Origin of the sequence: Curtobacterium sp. MCPF17_050 (genome assembly GCF_003224435.2) — a bacterium.
Classification (GTDB): Bacteria; Actinomycetota; Actinomycetes; order Actinomycetales; family Microbacteriaceae; genus Curtobacterium.
The window spans coordinates 2,570,634-2,586,780 of record NZ_CP126250.1 but is presented as its reverse complement, the minus strand read 5'-3'; the positions used below and the strand labels follow the sequence as shown (position 1 = coordinate 2,586,780).

Below are 16,147 nucleotides of genomic sequence, written 5' to 3'. Positions count from 1 at the left end.
TCATGGGTGCCCTCCTCGGTCCGGCGGAGATCCGCGACCTCGCGGCGACGCTCGACGTCACCCCCACCAAGAAGCTCGGCCAGAACTTCGTGCACGACGCCAACACCGTGCGACGCATCGTCTCGGTCGCGGGGGTGACGCCGGACTCCCGCGTGCTCGAGGTCGGTCCCGGGCTCGGTTCCCTGACGCTCGGGCTGACCGAGACCGGCGCTCCCGTGACCGCCGTCGAGATCGACGCCCGGCTCGCCGCGCACCTGCCGACGACCGTCGCCGCGATGCAGCCCGACGCCCGCCTCACGGTCGTCCACCAGGACGCGCTCCAGGTGTCCGCCGCGGACCTGCCCGTGGCGCCGACGCACCTCGTCGCGAACCTGCCGTACAACGTCTCCGTGCCGGTGCTCCTGCACCTCCTCGCCACCTTCCCGTCCCTCGTCCGGTCGCTCGTCATGGTGCAGGCCGAGGTCGGCTACCGGCTCGCGGCGGACCCGGGCAGCAAGGTCTACGGGTCCCCGAGCGTCAAGGCCGCCTGGTACGGCTCGTGGCGGATCGCGGGGCAGGTCAGCCGCCAGGTGTTCTGGCCCGTGCCGAACGTGGACAGCGTGCTCGTCGGGTTCGACCGGCACGAACCGCCGGGGGACGAGCAGCTGCGGTCGCGGGTCTTCACCCTCGTCGACGCGGCGTTCCAGCAGCGGCGGAAGATGCTGCGGCAGGCACTGTCCGGCGTCCTCGGCGGCAGCGCTCGTGCGTCGGAGGTCCTCGAGGCGGCGGGCATCGCCCCGACCGCCCGCGGCGAGGAGCTCGGGGTCGACGACTTCGTGCGGCTCGGCCGGACCGTCCTCGCGGCCGCCGGCGGCGCCGCGTCCTGACCCCGCCCCACATGGGCGGCCGTCCGGCGAAGGATCCGGTCCGCGCTGGGTACGCTCGCTCCATGACCGACGACGTCGTCCGCTCGCACGCACGGGGGATCCCCGCCGACCGCGTGGTCGCGGCCACCGGTGCCGCGCCGGACGACTGGTACGACCGCCTCGACCGAGCCGACGGGTGCACCATCGGCCACACGGCCATCGCCGCCTGGCTCGTCGCCCAGGGCGTCGACCCCTGGTGGGCGCAGAGCGTCGCCGTCGGCTACGAGCAGTCCCGCGGCCTCCGTGTCCCCGGGCAGCGCTCCGACGGCACCTTCGCCGTCTCGGCCTCGCGGCAGGTCGACGGCGACCGGGAGGCGGTGCTCGACCGCGCGGTCGTCGTCGCGTCCGCCGCGTTCGGGCACGGCCCGACCTCGGAGCGCCGGGGTGGGAAGCGTCCCTCGGCCCGGTGGACGTCCGCCGACCGGGAGTCGGTGCTGCTCACGACGGAGCACGGCCCCCGCCCGGGCACCGTCCGGCTGTCGGCGACGCGTGAGCGTCTCACCGGGCCGGAGCGGATGCCCGAGGCGAAGGCCGGACTGCGGGACCTGCTCGCCGCGGTCTGAGCCGCAGGGCGGGCTCAGTGCTCGCGGCCCGCCATCATCTCGAGGATCTGCTGGTGGGTGCCGTCACGTTCGGCCCACCGGAGCGGCTGGACGTTCTGCACGAGGACCTCCGACGTCCCGCCGGTCTCGATGATCGTCATCACCTCGTCGACGAAGGCGTCGAGGAGCATGCCGCCGAAGTCCGCTCCGCCCATCAGGTCGGTCTGCACGGCCGGCGGAGCGAGTTCGAGCACCTCGACCGCGGTGCCGGCGAGCTGCTGTCGGAGTGCCTGCGTGTACGAGTGCACGCCGGCCTTGGTGGCGCTGTAGGTCGGGGTCGCGGTGAGCGGCACGAACGCGAGCCCCGACGACACCGTCATGACGGTGGCGGCCGGGCGGGTGAGCAGGTGCGGCAGGAACGCGTCGATCAGGCGGATCGTCCCGACCAGGTTCGTCTGGATCGTCTCGAGGGCGTCCTCGATGTGGCCGGGGTCGCGGAGGTCCTCGTTCCGCATGATGCCCGACATCGTCACGAGGGTGTCGAGTCCGGGGTGTGCGGCGAGGACCTGGTCGGCGGCCGCCCGGATCGAATCGGCATCGGCGACGTCGATCTGGACCGTGCCGAGGCCGTGCTCCTCGGCGAGGGAGTCGAGCAGGGCCTGTCGGCGCCCGCCGATGACGACGGTGCTGCCCGCGGCCTGCAGGCGGAGCGCGAGCGCCAGGCCGATGCCCGAGGTCGCGCCGGGGATGAAGACGGTGCTGTTGGTGGTGTCCATGACGACCACGATGCCCGCGCCGTGTCGACGCATCCAGAGCCCGCACATCGGGGGACCGTCGGTCCCTGGTTCCCGGCCGCGCCGAGCAGCAGACTGGACGCATGGACCGTGCCGCCCTCGCCGACTTCCTGCGCCGCCGACGCGAGCTCCTGCGCCCGGAGGACGTCGGGCTCGGTGCCGGCGCTCGTCGACGCACCCCGGGCCTCCGTCGTGAGGAGGTCGCCGCGCTGGTCGGCATGTCGGTCGACTACTACACGCGCCTGGAGCAGCAGCGCGGACCGCAGCCGTCCGAGCAGATGGTGGCCGCGATCGCCCGTGCCCTCCGCTGCTCCCTCGACGAGCGCGACCACCTGTTCCACCTCGCGGGGCAGAACGCGCCGGTGCGCATGCACCGCGCCGACCACGTGGACCCGGCGATCCTCCGGGTGCTCGACCGGCTGACGGACACGCCGGCGATCGTCGTCAGCCACCTGGGGGAGACCCTCGTCGAGAACCGGCTCGCCGTGGCGCTCCTCGGCACGTCGGTCGGCCTGTCGGGCAACGACCGGTACCAGGCATGGCGGTGGTTCGTCACCGGCACCGAGCTCGACCGGTACGCACCGGAGCAGCACGAACGACTGGGGCGGGTCGTGGTGGCGTCACTGCGGGCGGCGGTCGGTCTCGCCGGACCCGGCGATCGTCGGGCGACCGAACTCGTCGCCGAACTCGAGCGGCGCAGTCCCGAGTTCGCCCGGCTGTGGGCGCTGCACGAGGTCGCCCTCCGCTGGTCGGACAACAAGACGATCATGCAGGCCGAGCTCGGTCGCATCACCGTCGACTGCCAGGTGCTGCACACGGACGACCAGGCGCAGGCGCTCCTGCTCTTCACGGCACCGCCGGGGAGCGAGGACGCCCAGAAGCTGGAACTGCTCGGCGTCCTCGGCCAGCAGACCTTCGCCGGCTGACGGCCGGATCGACCTGTTCCGTCGATCTCGACAGGGCCTATGCTGGATGGTATTGTGACATGGCAGGACGTCGTCAGGCCTCCCGCACCCAGCCGACGCCCCGCCCTCGAGCGGGGCGTCGTGCGTCCGGGGGGCACCAGACGGCCTCCTCGACTGTGATCGACCGCACTGCCCGTACGATCCGGGCTGTGGCCCGCGCTGCGCGGTGGTCACGTTCCGGCACGGTCCTGTCCCGGTTCAGGAAGTACGTCGCGAAGTCGGCTGCCTGGAGCAGCCGGCTCTCGCGCGACGGGCCGAAGTAGAGCGTGTCAGCGATCCTGGTGAGCGGACCCTATGTCCATCCGGAGGACACGCCCGTCTTGACGTCCCGCAGGCTGCGCCGCGCTCCGTCGGCGGCGTGGTGGTCGTCGGCGAGCACGAGTCCGAGTTGCTCACTCGGGTCAGCTCCTTCCAGGTGCTCATCGACCGCTTCGAGCACGTGTGCGAGCGTCAGGAGGTGTACCGGACGGGCGTCCGCGACGGGATGAGCGCGGTGTGCACGGAGGTCGATGCCCCGGAACACGAAACTGGCCGTCGACCGGGCGAGCACAGTCGCCGTCGACATGCAGGCCCGCACTCGCACTTGCGGCGGGACGCACCCCCAACCGCTCTTGCCGTGGAACATCTCGACGGCGTGGAACTCGGTCTCCGGGTCGAACCCCGGCACTGACCGCGCGACGTCCGTCGCCGCCGCGTCCAACCCGTCCTCGATCGTCCGGAGCGCTGCCGCGTCGACGATGAGCGCGCCGAAGAAGTAGTAGCGGTCATCACGAGCGGATTCGTCGATGAAGATGAGACGCATCAAGCCAGGATACTGATGTACCAGTGCGTCGATGCGCCGCAGCCGCAACACCACGTCACACACCTGGCAGCCCCCACACATGCGTGCCTAGGGTGGGGCGGTGAGCACTCCGCGCGTGACCGTCATCCACGAGAACCCCGAGTGGTTCCCGCCGCTCGCCGCTGCCTTCGAGGCCGAGGGCGTCCCGGTGCGGGAGCTCCTGCTGACCGAGGGGCAGATCGACCTCGGCGCCGAACCGGAGCCCGGTGTGTACTGGAGCCGTATGTCGGCGAGCTCGCACACACGCGGGCACGAGCACAGCAAGGAGTACACCCGCGCGGTGCTCGGCTGGCTCGAACGAGCGGGCCGCCAGGTCGTCGGCGGCAGCCACGTGCTCGAGCTCGAGGTCTCGAAGGTCGCCCAGCACGGGCTGCTGCAGCGGGCCGGGTTCGACGTGCCCCGGACCACCGCGGTGTTCGGCACGGCGACGCTGAAGCAGGCGGCCGCGGACTTCACGGGCGGCCAGGACGGCCCGTTCATCACGAAGCACAACCAGGGCGGCAAGGGCCTCGGCGTCCGGCGCTTCGACTCGCTCGCCGAGTTCGACGCCTACGTCGACAGCCCGGAGTTCGAGGAGCCGGTGGACGGCATCACGCTGCTGCAGGAGTACCTGACGGCCCGGGAGCCGTTCATCACCCGCGTCGAGTTCGTGGGGGGCGAGTTCGTCTACGCCGTCCGCGTCGACACGAGTGCGGGCAGCTTCGAGCTCTGCCCCGCGGACGCGTGCGAGGTGCCTCAGGTCATCGCGGGCGCGGTGTGCGAGGTCCCCGGCACGGAGACGGCAGGAGCGCCCCCGGCGTTCAGCGTCCGGACCGAGGTGACCGCGGAGCACCCGCTCGTGCAGCAGCTCCGCACGTTCCTCGCCGACCAGCGGATCACGATCGCCGGCGTCGAGTTCATGGAGACGACCGACGGTCGGACAGTCGTCTACGACATCAACACGAACACGAACTACAACCCCGCCGTCGAGGAGGCCGCACCGGCCTCGGGCCCGCGGTCGATCGCCCGCTACCTCGGCGGGCTGCTCGACGCGGAGTACGCCACGGCCGCCGCACCGGCGGCGCACGCCTGACCGGCGACACGACACCGCCGCACCACACGGCACCGCCTGACCCACCCACCGGTCTGGAGGCTCGGCTCGCCACCGGCACCGAGCCTCCGGACCGTCATCTCCACCAGCAAGGAACCCCCGTGCGATTCGGATACTGGACCCCGCTCTTCGGCGGCTGGCTGCGCAACGTCGACGACGAGCAGATGCCGGTCACGTTCGACTACGTGAAGCTCCTGGCGCAGCGCGCCGAGCGGATCGGGTTCGACCTGACGCTCGTGCCGGAGCTCAACCTCAACGACATCAAGGGCGTCGCGGCGCCGAGCCTGGAGGCGTGGGCGCTCGCGGCGGCGATCGCGGCGACGACCGAGCGCCTCGAGATCATGGCGGCGATGCGGCCCGGGTACCACCTGCCCGCGGTGACGGCGAAGCAGGCGGCGACGATCGACGACATCTCCGGCGGCCGGTTCACCTTCAACGTCGTGAGCGCCTGGTGGGCGGAGGAGGCCCGTCAGTACGGCGGCATCTTCTCGGAGCACGACGACCGGTACAAGCGCACGGCGGAGTTCGTCGAGATCATGAAGGGGCTGTGGCGGGAGACCCCGTACAGCTTCTCCGGCGAGTACTACGAGATCGAGAACGCCCACCTCGAGCCGAAGCCCCGCGTCACCCCGCGCATCTACGCCGGCGGTGAGAGCGAGGCCGGCAAGGCGAGCATCACGCACTACGCCGACGCCTACGTCACCCACGGCGGCACCGTCGAGGAGCTCCGCACGAAGATCGCCGAGATGCGCCGGCGCCGCGAGGACGCCGGGCTCCCGCCGTTCGAGGCGTTCGGCATGGCCGCGTACGCGATCGTGCGCGACACCGAGGAGGAAGCGCAGGCCGAGCTCGCGCGCATCACCGACGTGCAGCACGGCAAGGCGTACGAGTCGTACCAGGACTTCATCTCGAAGTCGCAGCTCGAGCACGTGCCGTCGCTCGAGGACTACTCGGTGTCGAACCGGGGCCTGCGCCCGCAGTTCGTCGGGACGCCGGAGCAGGTCGCCGCACGGATCCGCGAGTACGAGGAGGCGGGTGTGGACACCCTGCTCCTGCAGTTCTCGCCGCAGCTCGAGGAGATGGAGCGCTTCGGCGAGCAGGTCATCCCGCTCGTGCGCGCGTCCGTCCCCGTGGAGACGGTGTCCTGATGGCCGCCGAGGACGACTGGGCGTTCGAGACCCGGCAGATCCGCGCCGGGTTCAAGGCCGACCCGGGCTTCGGCGGGAACGTGCCGCCGATCGCGCAGACCGCCGCCTTCGTCTACCCGTCGGGGGAGGACGCCGCCGACCGGTTCCTGCTCAACGCACCCGGGCACACGTACTCCCGCGTGAACAACCCGTCGGCCGCGGCGCTGGAACGGCGGATCGCCGACCTGGAGGGCGGGGTCGCCGCGCTCGCGCTCGCGTCCGGGCAGGCGGCCACGTCGCTCGCCGTGCTCGGGCTCGCCCGTGCCGGGGACCACATCGTGTCGAGCGCGTCGCTCTACGGCGCGACGTACACGCTCTTCGCGTCGACGCTCCGTGACCTCGGCATCGCGTTCACGTTCGTGCAGGACCCGACGGACCTGGACGAGTGGGCCGCGGCCGTCCGACCCGAGACGCGCGCGTTCTTCGGCGAGTCCATCCCGAACCCGCGCGGGGACGTCCTCGACTTCGCCGGGGTGGCGGGTGTCGCGCACGAGGCCGGCGTCCCGCTCATCGTCGACAACACCATCGCGACGCCGTACCTGGTCCGGCCGATCGAGCACGGCGCGGACATCGTCGTGCACTCCGCGACGAAGTACCTCGCCGGGCACGGCAGCGCCATCGCCGGACTCATCGTCGACAGCGGCAACTTCGACTGGGCCGCACACCCGGACGAGTACCCGCAGCTGACGACGACCGAGCACTCGGGCTTCTCGGGTACGAACTTCGCGGAGAAGTTCGGTCGCCGTGCGTTCATCCAGCGCACCCGCTCGAAGCTCTCCGCCGACCTCGGCCCGGCGATCGCCCCGTTCAACGCCTTCCTGGTGCTGCAGGGCATCCAGACGCTGTCGCTCCGCATGGACCGGCACGTGTCGAACGCCGCGACGGTCGCGTCCTGGCTCGATGCACACGACCAGGTCGAGCACGTGCACTACGCCGGCCTGCCGAGCTCCCCGTGGCACCACCTGCAGCAGCGGTACGTGCCGAAGGGGCCGTCGAGCGTCCTCGCGTTCGACCTTGCCGGCGGGGTCGAGGCCGGGCGGCGCTTCGTGTCCGCGCTCGAGCTCTTCGACCACGTGTCGAACATCGGTGACGTCCGTTCCCTCGTCGTGCACCCGGCGTCGACGACCCACGTGCAGATGACCCCGTCCGAGCGGGCCGCGGCGGGCGTCGGCGAGGGGCTCATCCGGCTGTCCATCGGCCTCGAACACGTCGACGACGTCATCGCGGACCTGGAGCGCGGCTTCGCCGCTGCGGCGTGAGCCGTCGGACGGGAGGCCCGTGGCGGCGCCGCCACGGGCCTCCCGTCCGGTACGGACGGCGGGTGGACCGGCGGGACGGGGATAGGTTGGTCGCATGACGTCGATGCCTGCTCCCGGTCGGGTGCGGACGCGCGCGCCGGGCAAGATCAACGTCCACCTGTCGGTCGGTGCCCTGCAGGACGACGGGTACCACGACGTCGCCACCGCGTACCAGGCGGTGTCCCTGTACGAGGACGTCACCGCCGAGCGTGCCGACGACTTCTCCGTCCGCTTCACCGGGCCGATCGACTCGTCCTCGGTGCCGACGGACGACACCAACCTGGCGCTCCGGGCCGGACGGCTCGTCGCCCGGACCGCCGGACACCGCGGCGGTGTGCGTCTGACGATCGACAAGCAGGTGCCCGTCGCCGGTGGGATGGGCGGCGGCTCGGCTGACGCCGCCGCGACCCTGTTGGCGGTCGACACGCTCTGGGGTACCGGACTCGGACGCGACGAACTGCTGCGGCTCGCCGCCGAACTCGGGGCCGACGTCCCCTTCGCCTTCGCCGGCGGGACCGCCGTCGGGACGGGTCGTGGCGACGAGCTCAGCCCGGCGCTGGCGAAGGGCGAGTTCCACTGGGTGCTCGCACTGAGCGACACCGGGCTCTCCACGCCGTCGGTGTACCGCGCGCTCGACGAGCACCGGGAGCGCTACCGGGCCGACATCTCCCCGGCCCCGCGGACGCCCGTCGTCGAGGCGCACGTGCTCCAGGCGCTCCGGGCGGGCGACGCCGAACTCCTCGCCGAGAACCTGCACAACGACCTGCAGGCCCCGGCCATGCGCCTGCAGCCGGGCCTGGCCGACACGCTCGAGCTCGGGGAGCGCTCCGGCGCCCTGGCCGGTCTCGTGTCCGGCAGTGGTCCCACCGTGGCCTTCCTGGTGCCCGACCGTGACGCCGCGCTCGAGGTCCAGGTCGCACTGAGCGCCTCGGGGCGCGTGGCACTCCGCGCGACCGGTCCCGTGCACGGCGCCCGCGTCCTGCACTGACCCGCTGCCCGCACGGGCAGCGACGCGGGGTCAGGAGCGGACGAACTCCGACATGATGACCTTGCCGGTCTGCCAGTTGTGCGCGACGTGGAAGCCCTGCTCCTCGAGCACCGCCTTGAGCTCGGGCCGGATGGTGCGGGAGGTGCCGCCGACGTACCAGACGGTGTCGATGTCGCCGAGACGGGACGGGACGGTCGTCGCGAGGTCGCCGTTCGTGTTCCAGAGGACGCCCTCGTCGGCCCCGTCGGTCGCGACGGCCAGGTCGGTCAGCCCGGAGAACGCGTCCGGGTAGGACACCCGGATGACCTCGGCGGTCGTCGTCGGGTGGCGGTAGACGCTGCCGAACACGACGCCCTCGTTGGCGCTCGGGCGGGCGGCGCGCTCGGCGCTGATGATCGCGGCGGCATGCGCCCAGGTGGACGCCTGCTTCGCCTCGGGGCCCTTGACGGACACGGCCGTGGGGACCGACAGGACCACGAGCACCGCGACGGCGGCGGCGAGCAGCGCCTTCGGCCGGACCGCGGTGAGCGCGACGGCGACGAGGAGCGCGACGAACGGCAGGCTGAGGGTCGCGTACTTCGGCGAGTACAGGCGCTCACCGAGTGCCGTCGCGACGAGGAGCACGGAGGTGGGGACGACGACGAGCGGCAGCGCCACCCGCACGGTCTGCGCCCGGAACAGGGCGCGTGCGGACGGCACCCGGCGGTGCACCTGCACGAGGGCGAGCCCGACGCCGACGACCATGAGGGACCAGATGACGGCCGCGTACGGGTCGGACGCGCCGAACCAGGCGGTCGACCACACCTGCCCGAGGGTGTCGCGGCTGATGTCCTTGATCCAGCCGACCTGCTTCGCCTGCGAGGACACGACGACCACGAACGGCGCGACCACGGCGGCGGCGATGCCGGCGGCGACGGCCCAGCGGACGAGCACCCGACCGGTGACGAGCGGCGGCCCGGGCGTGCGGCCGTCCCGGGTGACCACGGCCGTTCGCAGCGCGTGCCGTTCGGCCACGAGGGTCCAGGCGAGCGCGACGGCGTGGGCGAGGACCGCGAGCGCCAGGTAGACGTTGCAGAGCACCGCGACGACGGCGAGCACCCCGTAGGCGACCCACCACCCGGTGGCCCGGGGCGCGCGTGACCGGGTGCGGCGGAGGGCCGTGACGCCCACGAGTGTCAGGCAGACCGACAGCGTCGTGATGGTGGCGTAGGGACGCCCCTCGGTCCCCGCCCACTGCACGCGGGGGAGGAGCAGGAAGACGATGCCCGCCGTGATCCCGAGCCGTCGTCCGCCGAGGCGCCGACCGAGGGCGACGACGAGTCCCGCGGCGACCCCGATCGCGAGCGCACTCGGCAGGCGCAACGTGAACGGGGTGTACCCGACGAGCCAGAACCAGACGTGCATCAGGGCGTAGTACAGACCGTGCACGGCGTCGACGGTGTGGAGCTCCGCGAAGAGCTGCGCCCAGGACCGCTGGGCACTGGTGACGGTCGCCGCCTCGTCGTACCAGACGGACGGGACCCACGAGGCTGCCGCGGCGACGACGACGCCCACCGCGCCGATCGTGAGTTCCGGCACCCGGACCGCTGCCGTCGCGGCGGCGGAGACGGCCCCGCGGACGCCGGCACGCACCGGTACCCGGCGGACCGCGTGCGGGACGCCGATGCTGCCGGTACGGGGGGAACTCACGCCCAGCACGGTACCGAGCGCCGCTGGACGGGAACCCGGTGTCGGGCCCTGCGAGACGGTGAGTGTCCACAAGTCGTGCCGGGTCGTCCCCGGTCTAGGGTCGTCGTCATGACGCAGCTCCGCATCCGTGACGCCGCGACCTACCTGGGCATCAGCGACGACACCGTGCGGCGGCTCGTCGAGGGCGGCACGTTCACGAGGGCGACCGACCCCGCGGGCAGGGCCGTGGTCGACGGACGGGAACTCGCCGAGTACGCCTCGTCGCGCGGCGACCAGCTCGCCGATCCGTCGGGCGTCCGGAGCTCCGCACGCAACCGGTTCGTCGGCATCGTGACGGGCCTGGTCGTCGACACGGTGATGGCCCAGGTCGAGCTGCAGTGCGGACCGCACCGGGTGGTGTCGCTGATGAGTGCCGAGGCGGTCCGGGAGCTCGGGCTCGAGGTCGGGTCCGTCGCGGTCGCCTCGGTCAAGGCCACGATGGTGACGGTCGAGGCCGCGAGCCCGGAGACGGACGCGTGAGCACGACACCGGACACGAGCACGGACACGGAGATGGACACAGACACGCCCGTCAGCACCGGGCGGCGACGTCTCGGGTCACGCACGGCGGCGCTCACCGGTGCAGGGCCGGACGTCCTGGAGCGTCTCGGCCGGGCCCGGGTGCTCGTCGTCGGTGCCGGCGGCCTCGGTGCACCGGTGATCGCCCTCCTGGCCGGCAGCGGGCTCGGTCGCCTGACGATCGTGGACGACGACGTCGTGGACGGGTCGAACCTGTCCCGGCAGACCCTGTTCACCGGCGATGACGTCGGTTCCGCCAAGGCCGAGGTCGCGGCCGCCCGGGCGCGCGCGGTGGACCCCGAGCTCGCGGTCGTCGCGGTCGTGGGACGGTTCCGGCCCGAGCACGTCGCCGGGCACGACGTCGTGGTGGACGCCGCGGACGCCGTCGACGTCACCCGTGCGGTGTCCGACGCCTGCGCGCCGCTCGGGATCCCGTTCGTCTGGGGCACGGTGCTGTCCTGGGACGGCCAGGTCTCGGTGTTCCGGGACGCCGGTCCGGACGGTGTCGACTTCCACGACCTGCACCCCGAGGTCCTGCCGGACGAGGGGTCATGCGCGGTCGACGGGGTCCTCCCGGCACTCTGCGGCGCGGTCGGGTCGGTGATGGCCGCGCAGGTGACGGCCCTCGTCGCGGGTCTCGGCGAGCCCCTGCTCGGGCGGCTCCTCACCGTCGACGCCCGCCGGTGGCGGTGGACCGAGAGTCCCGTCCGACGTGGGCCGGCGTCGCGACGGCCCACGGGCCTCCCGGCCGGGACGGCGGACGCGGACGGCGTGACCCGGCCCGCGCGGATCGCCCCGTCCGCACTCGCCGCCCGTCTCGCCGACCCCGCCGACCGGGTGACGGTCGTCGACGTGCGCACACCGGCCGAGTGGGCGACGGGCGTCATCGCCGGGTCCGTGCACCCGGATGCGGTCCCGTCCGACACGGAGGTCGTCGTGACCTGCGCCCGTGGGCCCCGCGCGGATGCGTGGGCACTAACCGCCGGGAGGCCCGTGACCGTCCTCGACGGTGGCGTCGACGCATGGCGTCGGGAAGGGCTCCCGCTCGCATCCGAGTGAGGCGTCGACCGCTGGTGCGGATAGGATCGGCCGTGGACGCCGCACCTGCGGCAGTGTGGAGGGCCGATGCGACGCGCGACCGCACTCGCAGCCGTCCTCGTGCTGGCGCTGACGACCGCCGGGTGCGCGAGCGGTCCCACCGCCGACCGCGCGGGCGGCGGCGTGGAACGGACTCCCTCGAGGACCGTCACGGTGTTCGCCGCGGCATCGCTGCAACGGACCTTCACGACCCTGGGGCGCGGGTTCGAGCGCGCGCACCCCGGCACGACGGTGACGTTCTCGTTCGCCGGCTCGAGCGACCTCGTCTCGCAGATCCGCAACGGTGCCCCCGCCGACGTCCTCGCCTCCGCCGACCAGGCGAGCACCGAGGCGCTCGGGGCCGACCTGCTGGACGGTCCGCCGCGCGCCTTCGCGACGAACACGCTCGAGATCGCCGTGGCGCCGGGCAACCCGCTGCACGTGTCCGACCTCGCGGACCTGACGGCGTCGGACGTGCAGCTCGTCACGTGCGCCGCGCCGGTGCCGTGCGGTGCTGCGACCGCGGCCGTTGAGCGTGCGAGCGGGGTCGAGCTGCACCCGGTCAGCGAGGAGCAGTCCGTCACCGACGTCCTCGGCAAGGTCACGTCCGGTCAGGCGGACGCGGGCATCGTCTACCGCACCGACGTCCAGGGCGCGGGCGGGGACGTGGCGGGCGTCCCGTTCGCCGCTGCTGCGGACGTCGTGAACACCTACCCGATCAGCGTGCTCCGGGACGCGGCAGACCCGACGACCGCTCGGGCGTTCACGGCGTACGTGCTGTCGCCCGCCGGCCAGCGGGTGCTCGCCGCCGCCGGGTTCGGGGAGCCCTGACCGTCGTGCGCCGTGCCACCGCCACCCGTGCCGCCGCCGCCCGCACCACCGCCGACCACGGTGCCGCCGGCCACGGCGCCGCTGGCCGCTCCGGCAGCGTCCGCCGTGCACCGGTCCCGTGGTGGCTGCCGGTGCCGGCCGTGCTCGGCGGCCTGTTCGTCGTCGTGCCGGTGCTCGCGATGGTCGGCCGCGTCGAGTGGGGCTCCTTCGTGGCGCTCGTCACGTCACCCGCGTCCCGGACGGCCCTGGTCCTGAGCCTCGGGACCGCGGCTGCGGCGACCGGGGTCTCGTTCGTGCTCGGCTACCCGCTCGCGGTGCTCTTCGCCCGGTCCCGGTCGCGGTGGATCGGCGTGGCGCGGGCGGTCGTGCTGCTGCCCCTCGTGCTGCCGCCGGTCGTCGGTGGGCTCGCGCTCCTGGCCGCGTTCGGGCGGATGGGCGTGGTCGGCGCGTTCCTCGACGAGCACGGACTGCGGATCGCGTTCACCACGGTGGCGGTCGTCATGGCGCAGACGTTCGTCGCGATGCCGTTCCTGGTGTCGGCGATCGAGGGTGCCCTGCGCGTCGAGGGGGACCGCTACGAGCGCGTCGCGGCCACGCTCGGCGCCGGCCCGACCCGGACGTTCCTGACCGTCACGACGCCGCGGGTGCTGCCGGGGATCCTGTCCGGCCTGGTGCTCTGCGCCGCCCGGGCGCTCGGTGAGTTCGGTGCGACGCTGACCTTCGCGGGCAGCCTGCAGGGGGTGACCCGGACCCTCCCGCTCGAGGTGTACCTGCAGCGCGAGGTCGACCCGGACGCCGCGGTCGCCCTCGCCCTCGTGCTCGTGGTCGTCGCGGTGCTCGTCATCGGCCTGGCGTCCGTCCGGACCCGCGCGGTGACGCCGTGACCGCCGCCGCAGCCCGGACCGGCCTCGTCGCGCACGTGGTCCGCCACGACCGGGACGTCGACGTCGCCCTGTCCGTCGGACCGGCCGAGTGCGTGGCCCTCGTCGGTGCGAACGGTTCCGGCAAGTCGACGGTCCTCGACGCGGTCGCCGGCCTCCTGCCGCTCGACGGCGGTGCGGTCCGCTCCGACGACCGGGTCCTCGCCGGTGCCGGGCGGGGCCTCCCGGCACACCGTCGCCGCATCGGACTCGTCGCCCAGCGGCCCGACCTGTTCCCGCACCTCTCCGTCCTCGCGAACGTCGCCTTCGGGCCGCGGGCCGCGGGCAGGTCCGGCCGGGAGGCCCGCGCGGCAGCCCGGCACGCCCTGGCCGCCGTCGGGGTGGCCGACCTGGCAGACCGGGCGCCCGGGACGCTGTCCGGCGGGCAGGCGCAGCGCGTCGCGATCGCCAGGGCGCTGGCCGCCGACCCCGCCGTCGTGCTGCTCGACGAACCGACCTCGGCACTCGACGTCGGCGCGCGCGAGGACGTCCGCGCCGCCCTCCGCACGGCCGTGTCCGGTCGGCCGAGCGTCCTCGTGACGCACGACCCGGTCGAGGTGATGGCCCTCGCGGACCGGGTCGTCGTCCTGCAGGACGGGCGGGTCGTCGAGTCCGGCACCCCGGCCGAGGTGCTCGCGCGTCCGCGGAGCGGGTTCGCGGCGGCGTTCTCGGGTCTGGTGGTGGTGCACGGGACCGCGACGGCGGACGGGCTCGTACTCGACCGTGGCTCCGGTGGCGGGGGCCCGCTGGCGTCGGCCGCGCACCACGTGCCTGCCGGTCGACCCGTGGCGGCGGCCTACCACCCGACGGCGGCGGTCGTGACACGGGACACCGGCGTCGGCCCCGGCCTGCCGCTGGTCGTCCGTGCCCTCGAACCGCGGAACGGCCTGGTGCGGTTCCGCACCGACGACCTGTCCGCCGACCTGACCCTGGCCGCGGTCGCGGCGCTCGGGGCGACGGTCGGATCGACGGTGCGGGTGCACGTCCCGCCCGCCGAGGTCACCGTCTGGGAGTCCTGAGCGCGGAGTCCGGCGCCCGTGCGCTGAGCTCCGTGTGCTGAGCGCTGAGCTTCGAGCGCTCAGTTTGGGCGCTGGTCAGCCGCCGGCGAACGGCGGCATCACGTCCACGAGTGCCACCCCGCCGAGCGACGTCGACCGGTCGCGGGTGGTGACCCCGTCGACCAGGTACGAGCACCGCTCCTGCAGCGCGGCCCAGCGCTCGGGGTCGGCAGCCTCGACCTGACGGAGGGCGTCGTCGAGCGAGTCCGCCGTGACGGTCGTGTCGTCGATGCCGACCGCGGCACGGGCGGCGGCGAAGAAGCGCAGGGTGGTCATGTCCTCATCCTCCGATCGCGCTCATGCCCCGGGTCGGGTGCACGAGGCCGTCGGTGTCGTCGCCGTGGTCGCGGGGCTTCGCCCACATCGCCCGCCGCCAGCGGTCCAGGACGTCGGCGTCGTCGGCGCCCGCACGCAGGGGGCCGAGCAGGTCGGTCTCGTCGTCGGAGAACAGGCAGCTGCGGACGTGACCGTCAGCGGTGAGCCGGGTGCGCGTGCAGTCGCCGCAGAACGACTCGGTGATGCTCGCGATGACCCCGACCGTCCCGAGGTCGGCGCCGGTGGCCCGGGACCGCACCCGGTACCGCTCGGCCGGAGCGCCGTTCCGCGGGGCATCGTCGGGGGTCAGGACGTGGTCGGCGCTGAGCAGGTCGCGGATCTGTGCGGCCGTGATCATCGTCGTGGCGTCCCAGGCGTGCCCGGGGTCGAGCGGCATCTGCTCGATGAACCGCAGCTCGTGGCCGCGCTCCAGGCACCACGCGAGCAGCTCGGACGCCAGGTGGTCGTTCACCCCGCGCAGCAGGACCGCGTTGATCTTCACCCCGAGGCCGGCGTCGGCCGCAGCGGCGATCCCCTCGAGGACGCGGTCGAGGAACGGGCGCCGGGTGACCTCGGCGAAGACGTCCGGGTCTACGGTGTCGAGCGAGACGTTCAGTCGGTGCAATCCGGCCGCTCGCAGCGCTGCCGCGCGACCCGCGAGTCCGATCGCGTTCGTGGTGAGGGACAGCTCGAGGTCGGGGTGGGCCGCCGCGCACCGCGCGATGACGTCGACGAGGTCCTTGCGGAGGAGCGGTTCACCACCGGTGAAGCGGACCTTGCGGATGCCGAGCTCGCGCGCCCCGAGGCCGACGAGCCGGGCGATCTCGTCCGCGGACATGAGCGCTGCGTCGGGCGCGAAGGGCAGACCCTCGGCCGGCATGCAGTAGGTGCAGCGGAGATTGCAGCGCTCGGTCAGGGACACCCGCAGGTCGACGGCGTACCGGCCGAACCGGTCCACCAGGCCGGGGTCGCCGTCGGGCCGGGGCGGGAGGCCCGGATACTGTGCGACCAGGGGGTGCACCGCGGTGTCCGTCGCTCCCGGGCGCACACGGCTCAACAGACCCGTCGAGGGGAGCATCTGGGCCGGCAT

At 73.4% G+C, this 16,147-nt stretch carries 17 protein-coding genes; 12 read left to right on the top strand and 5 right to left on the bottom strand.

What is annotated here, in order from left to right; translation table 11 throughout:
- The first annotated feature begins 2 nt into the window (after window positions 1–2).
- Both rsmA and DEJ34_RS12310 read left to right on the top strand, forming a co-directional pair.
- Window positions 3–866: a 16S rRNA (adenine(1518)-N(6)/adenine(1519)-N(6))-dimethyltransferase RsmA gene (gene rsmA, locus DEJ34_RS12315; protein ID WP_110910961.1), complete on the top strand. Its 864-nt coding sequence runs from the start codon at window positions 3–5 to the stop codon at window positions 864–866.
- Between the two features lie 62 nt (window positions 867–928).
- Window positions 929–1,468, top strand: coding sequence for a hypothetical protein (locus DEJ34_RS12310; protein WP_110910960.1), 540 nt, complete (start codon window positions 929–931; stop codon window positions 1,466–1,468).
- A 14-nt stretch (window positions 1,469–1,482) separates the two neighbouring features.
- Here DEJ34_RS12310 and DEJ34_RS12305 read toward each other — a convergent pair whose 3' ends face one another.
- Window positions 1,483–2,223, bottom strand: coding sequence for an SDR family oxidoreductase (locus DEJ34_RS12305; RefSeq protein WP_110911042.1), 741 nt, complete (start codon window positions 2,221–2,223; stop codon window positions 1,483–1,485).
- A 101-nt stretch (window positions 2,224–2,324) separates the two neighbouring features.
- Between DEJ34_RS12305 and DEJ34_RS12300 the strand changes: the two genes are divergently transcribed.
- On the top strand, window positions 2,325–3,167 hold the full coding sequence (locus tag DEJ34_RS12300) for a helix-turn-helix transcriptional regulator (RefSeq protein ID WP_110825974.1): 843 nt from the start codon (window positions 2,325–2,327) through the stop codon (window positions 3,165–3,167).
- A 331-nt stretch (window positions 3,168–3,498) separates the two neighbouring features.
- Here DEJ34_RS12300 and DEJ34_RS12295 read toward each other — a convergent pair whose 3' ends face one another.
- Window positions 3,499–4,008 (bottom strand): hypothetical protein, encoded by a 510-nt coding sequence (locus tag DEJ34_RS12295; protein ID WP_110910959.1) that lies wholly within the window; start codon window positions 4,006–4,008, stop codon window positions 3,499–3,501.
- 100 nt (window positions 4,009–4,108) lie between these two features.
- Between DEJ34_RS12295 and DEJ34_RS12290 the strand changes: the two genes are divergently transcribed.
- The 4 genes from DEJ34_RS12290 (at window position 4,109) to DEJ34_RS12275 (ending at window position 8,610) form a co-directional block, all read left to right on the top strand.
- Complete coding sequence (locus DEJ34_RS12290; protein ID WP_110910958.1) at window positions 4,109–5,119, top strand: ATP-grasp domain-containing protein; 1,011 nt, start codon at window positions 4,109–4,111, stop codon at window positions 5,117–5,119.
- A 119-nt stretch (window positions 5,120–5,238) separates the two neighbouring features.
- Window positions 5,239–6,285 (top strand): LLM class flavin-dependent oxidoreductase, encoded by a 1,047-nt coding sequence (locus DEJ34_RS12285; protein WP_110891232.1) that lies wholly within the window; start codon window positions 5,239–5,241, stop codon window positions 6,283–6,285.
- On the top strand, window positions 6,285–7,583 hold the full coding sequence (locus tag DEJ34_RS12280) for an O-acetylhomoserine aminocarboxypropyltransferase/cysteine synthase family protein (RefSeq protein WP_110825978.1): 1,299 nt from the start codon (window positions 6,285–6,287) through the stop codon (window positions 7,581–7,583). The genes DEJ34_RS12285 and DEJ34_RS12280 overlap by 1 nt, the downstream gene beginning before the upstream one ends.
- 94 nt (window positions 7,584–7,677) lie before the next feature.
- A complete protein-coding gene (locus tag DEJ34_RS12275; RefSeq protein WP_110910957.1) occupies window positions 7,678–8,610 on the top strand; it encodes a 4-(cytidine 5'-diphospho)-2-C-methyl-D-erythritol kinase in 933 nt (310 codons plus the stop codon).
- A 30-nt stretch (window positions 8,611–8,640) separates the two neighbouring features.
- On the opposite strand, the gene DEJ34_RS12270 is transcribed toward DEJ34_RS12275, so the two are convergent.
- A complete protein-coding gene (locus DEJ34_RS12270) occupies window positions 8,641–10,299 on the bottom strand; it encodes a glycosyltransferase family protein (protein WP_110901257.1) in 1,659 nt (552 codons plus the stop codon).
- A gap of 108 nt (window positions 10,300–10,407) precedes the next feature.
- On the opposite strand from DEJ34_RS12270, the gene DEJ34_RS12265 reads away from it, so the two are divergent.
- From DEJ34_RS12265 to DEJ34_RS12245, 5 genes are all read left to right on the top strand, one after another.
- The gene (locus DEJ34_RS12265; RefSeq protein ID WP_110825981.1) at window positions 10,408–10,818 is read left to right on the top strand and encodes a TOBE domain-containing protein; all 411 of its coding nucleotides are present in this window, start codon (window positions 10,408–10,410) and stop codon (window positions 10,816–10,818) included.
- Between the two features lie 32 nt (window positions 10,819–10,850).
- Window positions 10,851–11,915 carry a ThiF family adenylyltransferase gene (locus DEJ34_RS12260; protein WP_146236885.1) on the top strand — a complete coding sequence of 355 codons (1,065 nt, stop codon included), beginning with the start codon at window positions 10,851–10,853 and terminating at the stop codon, window positions 11,913–11,915.
- A 66-nt stretch (window positions 11,916–11,981) separates the two neighbouring features.
- On the top strand, window positions 11,982–12,764 hold the full coding sequence (gene modA / locus DEJ34_RS12255) for a molybdate ABC transporter substrate-binding protein (RefSeq protein WP_110910955.1): 783 nt from the start codon (window positions 11,982–11,984) through the stop codon (window positions 12,762–12,764).
- A 125-nt stretch (window positions 12,765–12,889) separates the two neighbouring features.
- Window positions 12,890–13,648, top strand: coding sequence for an ABC transporter permease (locus DEJ34_RS12250; RefSeq protein WP_258367577.1), 759 nt, complete (start codon window positions 12,890–12,892; stop codon window positions 13,646–13,648).
- On the top strand, window positions 13,645–14,703 hold the full coding sequence (locus DEJ34_RS12245; protein WP_220032803.1) for an ABC transporter ATP-binding protein: 1,059 nt from the start codon (window positions 13,645–13,647) through the stop codon (window positions 14,701–14,703). The genes DEJ34_RS12250 and DEJ34_RS12245 overlap by 4 nt, the downstream gene beginning before the upstream one ends.
- A gap of 75 nt (window positions 14,704–14,778) precedes the next feature.
- Here the strand turns inward: DEJ34_RS12245 and DEJ34_RS12240 are convergent, their stop codons facing one another.
- Both DEJ34_RS12240 and moaA read right to left on the bottom strand, forming a co-directional pair.
- Complete coding sequence (locus tag DEJ34_RS12240) at window positions 14,779–15,018, bottom strand: MoaD/ThiS family protein (RefSeq protein WP_110910954.1); 240 nt, start codon at window positions 15,016–15,018, stop codon at window positions 14,779–14,781.
- Between the two features lie 4 nt (window positions 15,019–15,022).
- Window positions 15,023–16,147 carry a GTP 3',8-cyclase MoaA gene (gene moaA, locus DEJ34_RS12235; RefSeq protein WP_258368257.1) on the bottom strand — a complete coding sequence of 375 codons (1,125 nt, stop codon included), beginning with the start codon at window positions 16,145–16,147 and terminating at the stop codon, window positions 15,023–15,025.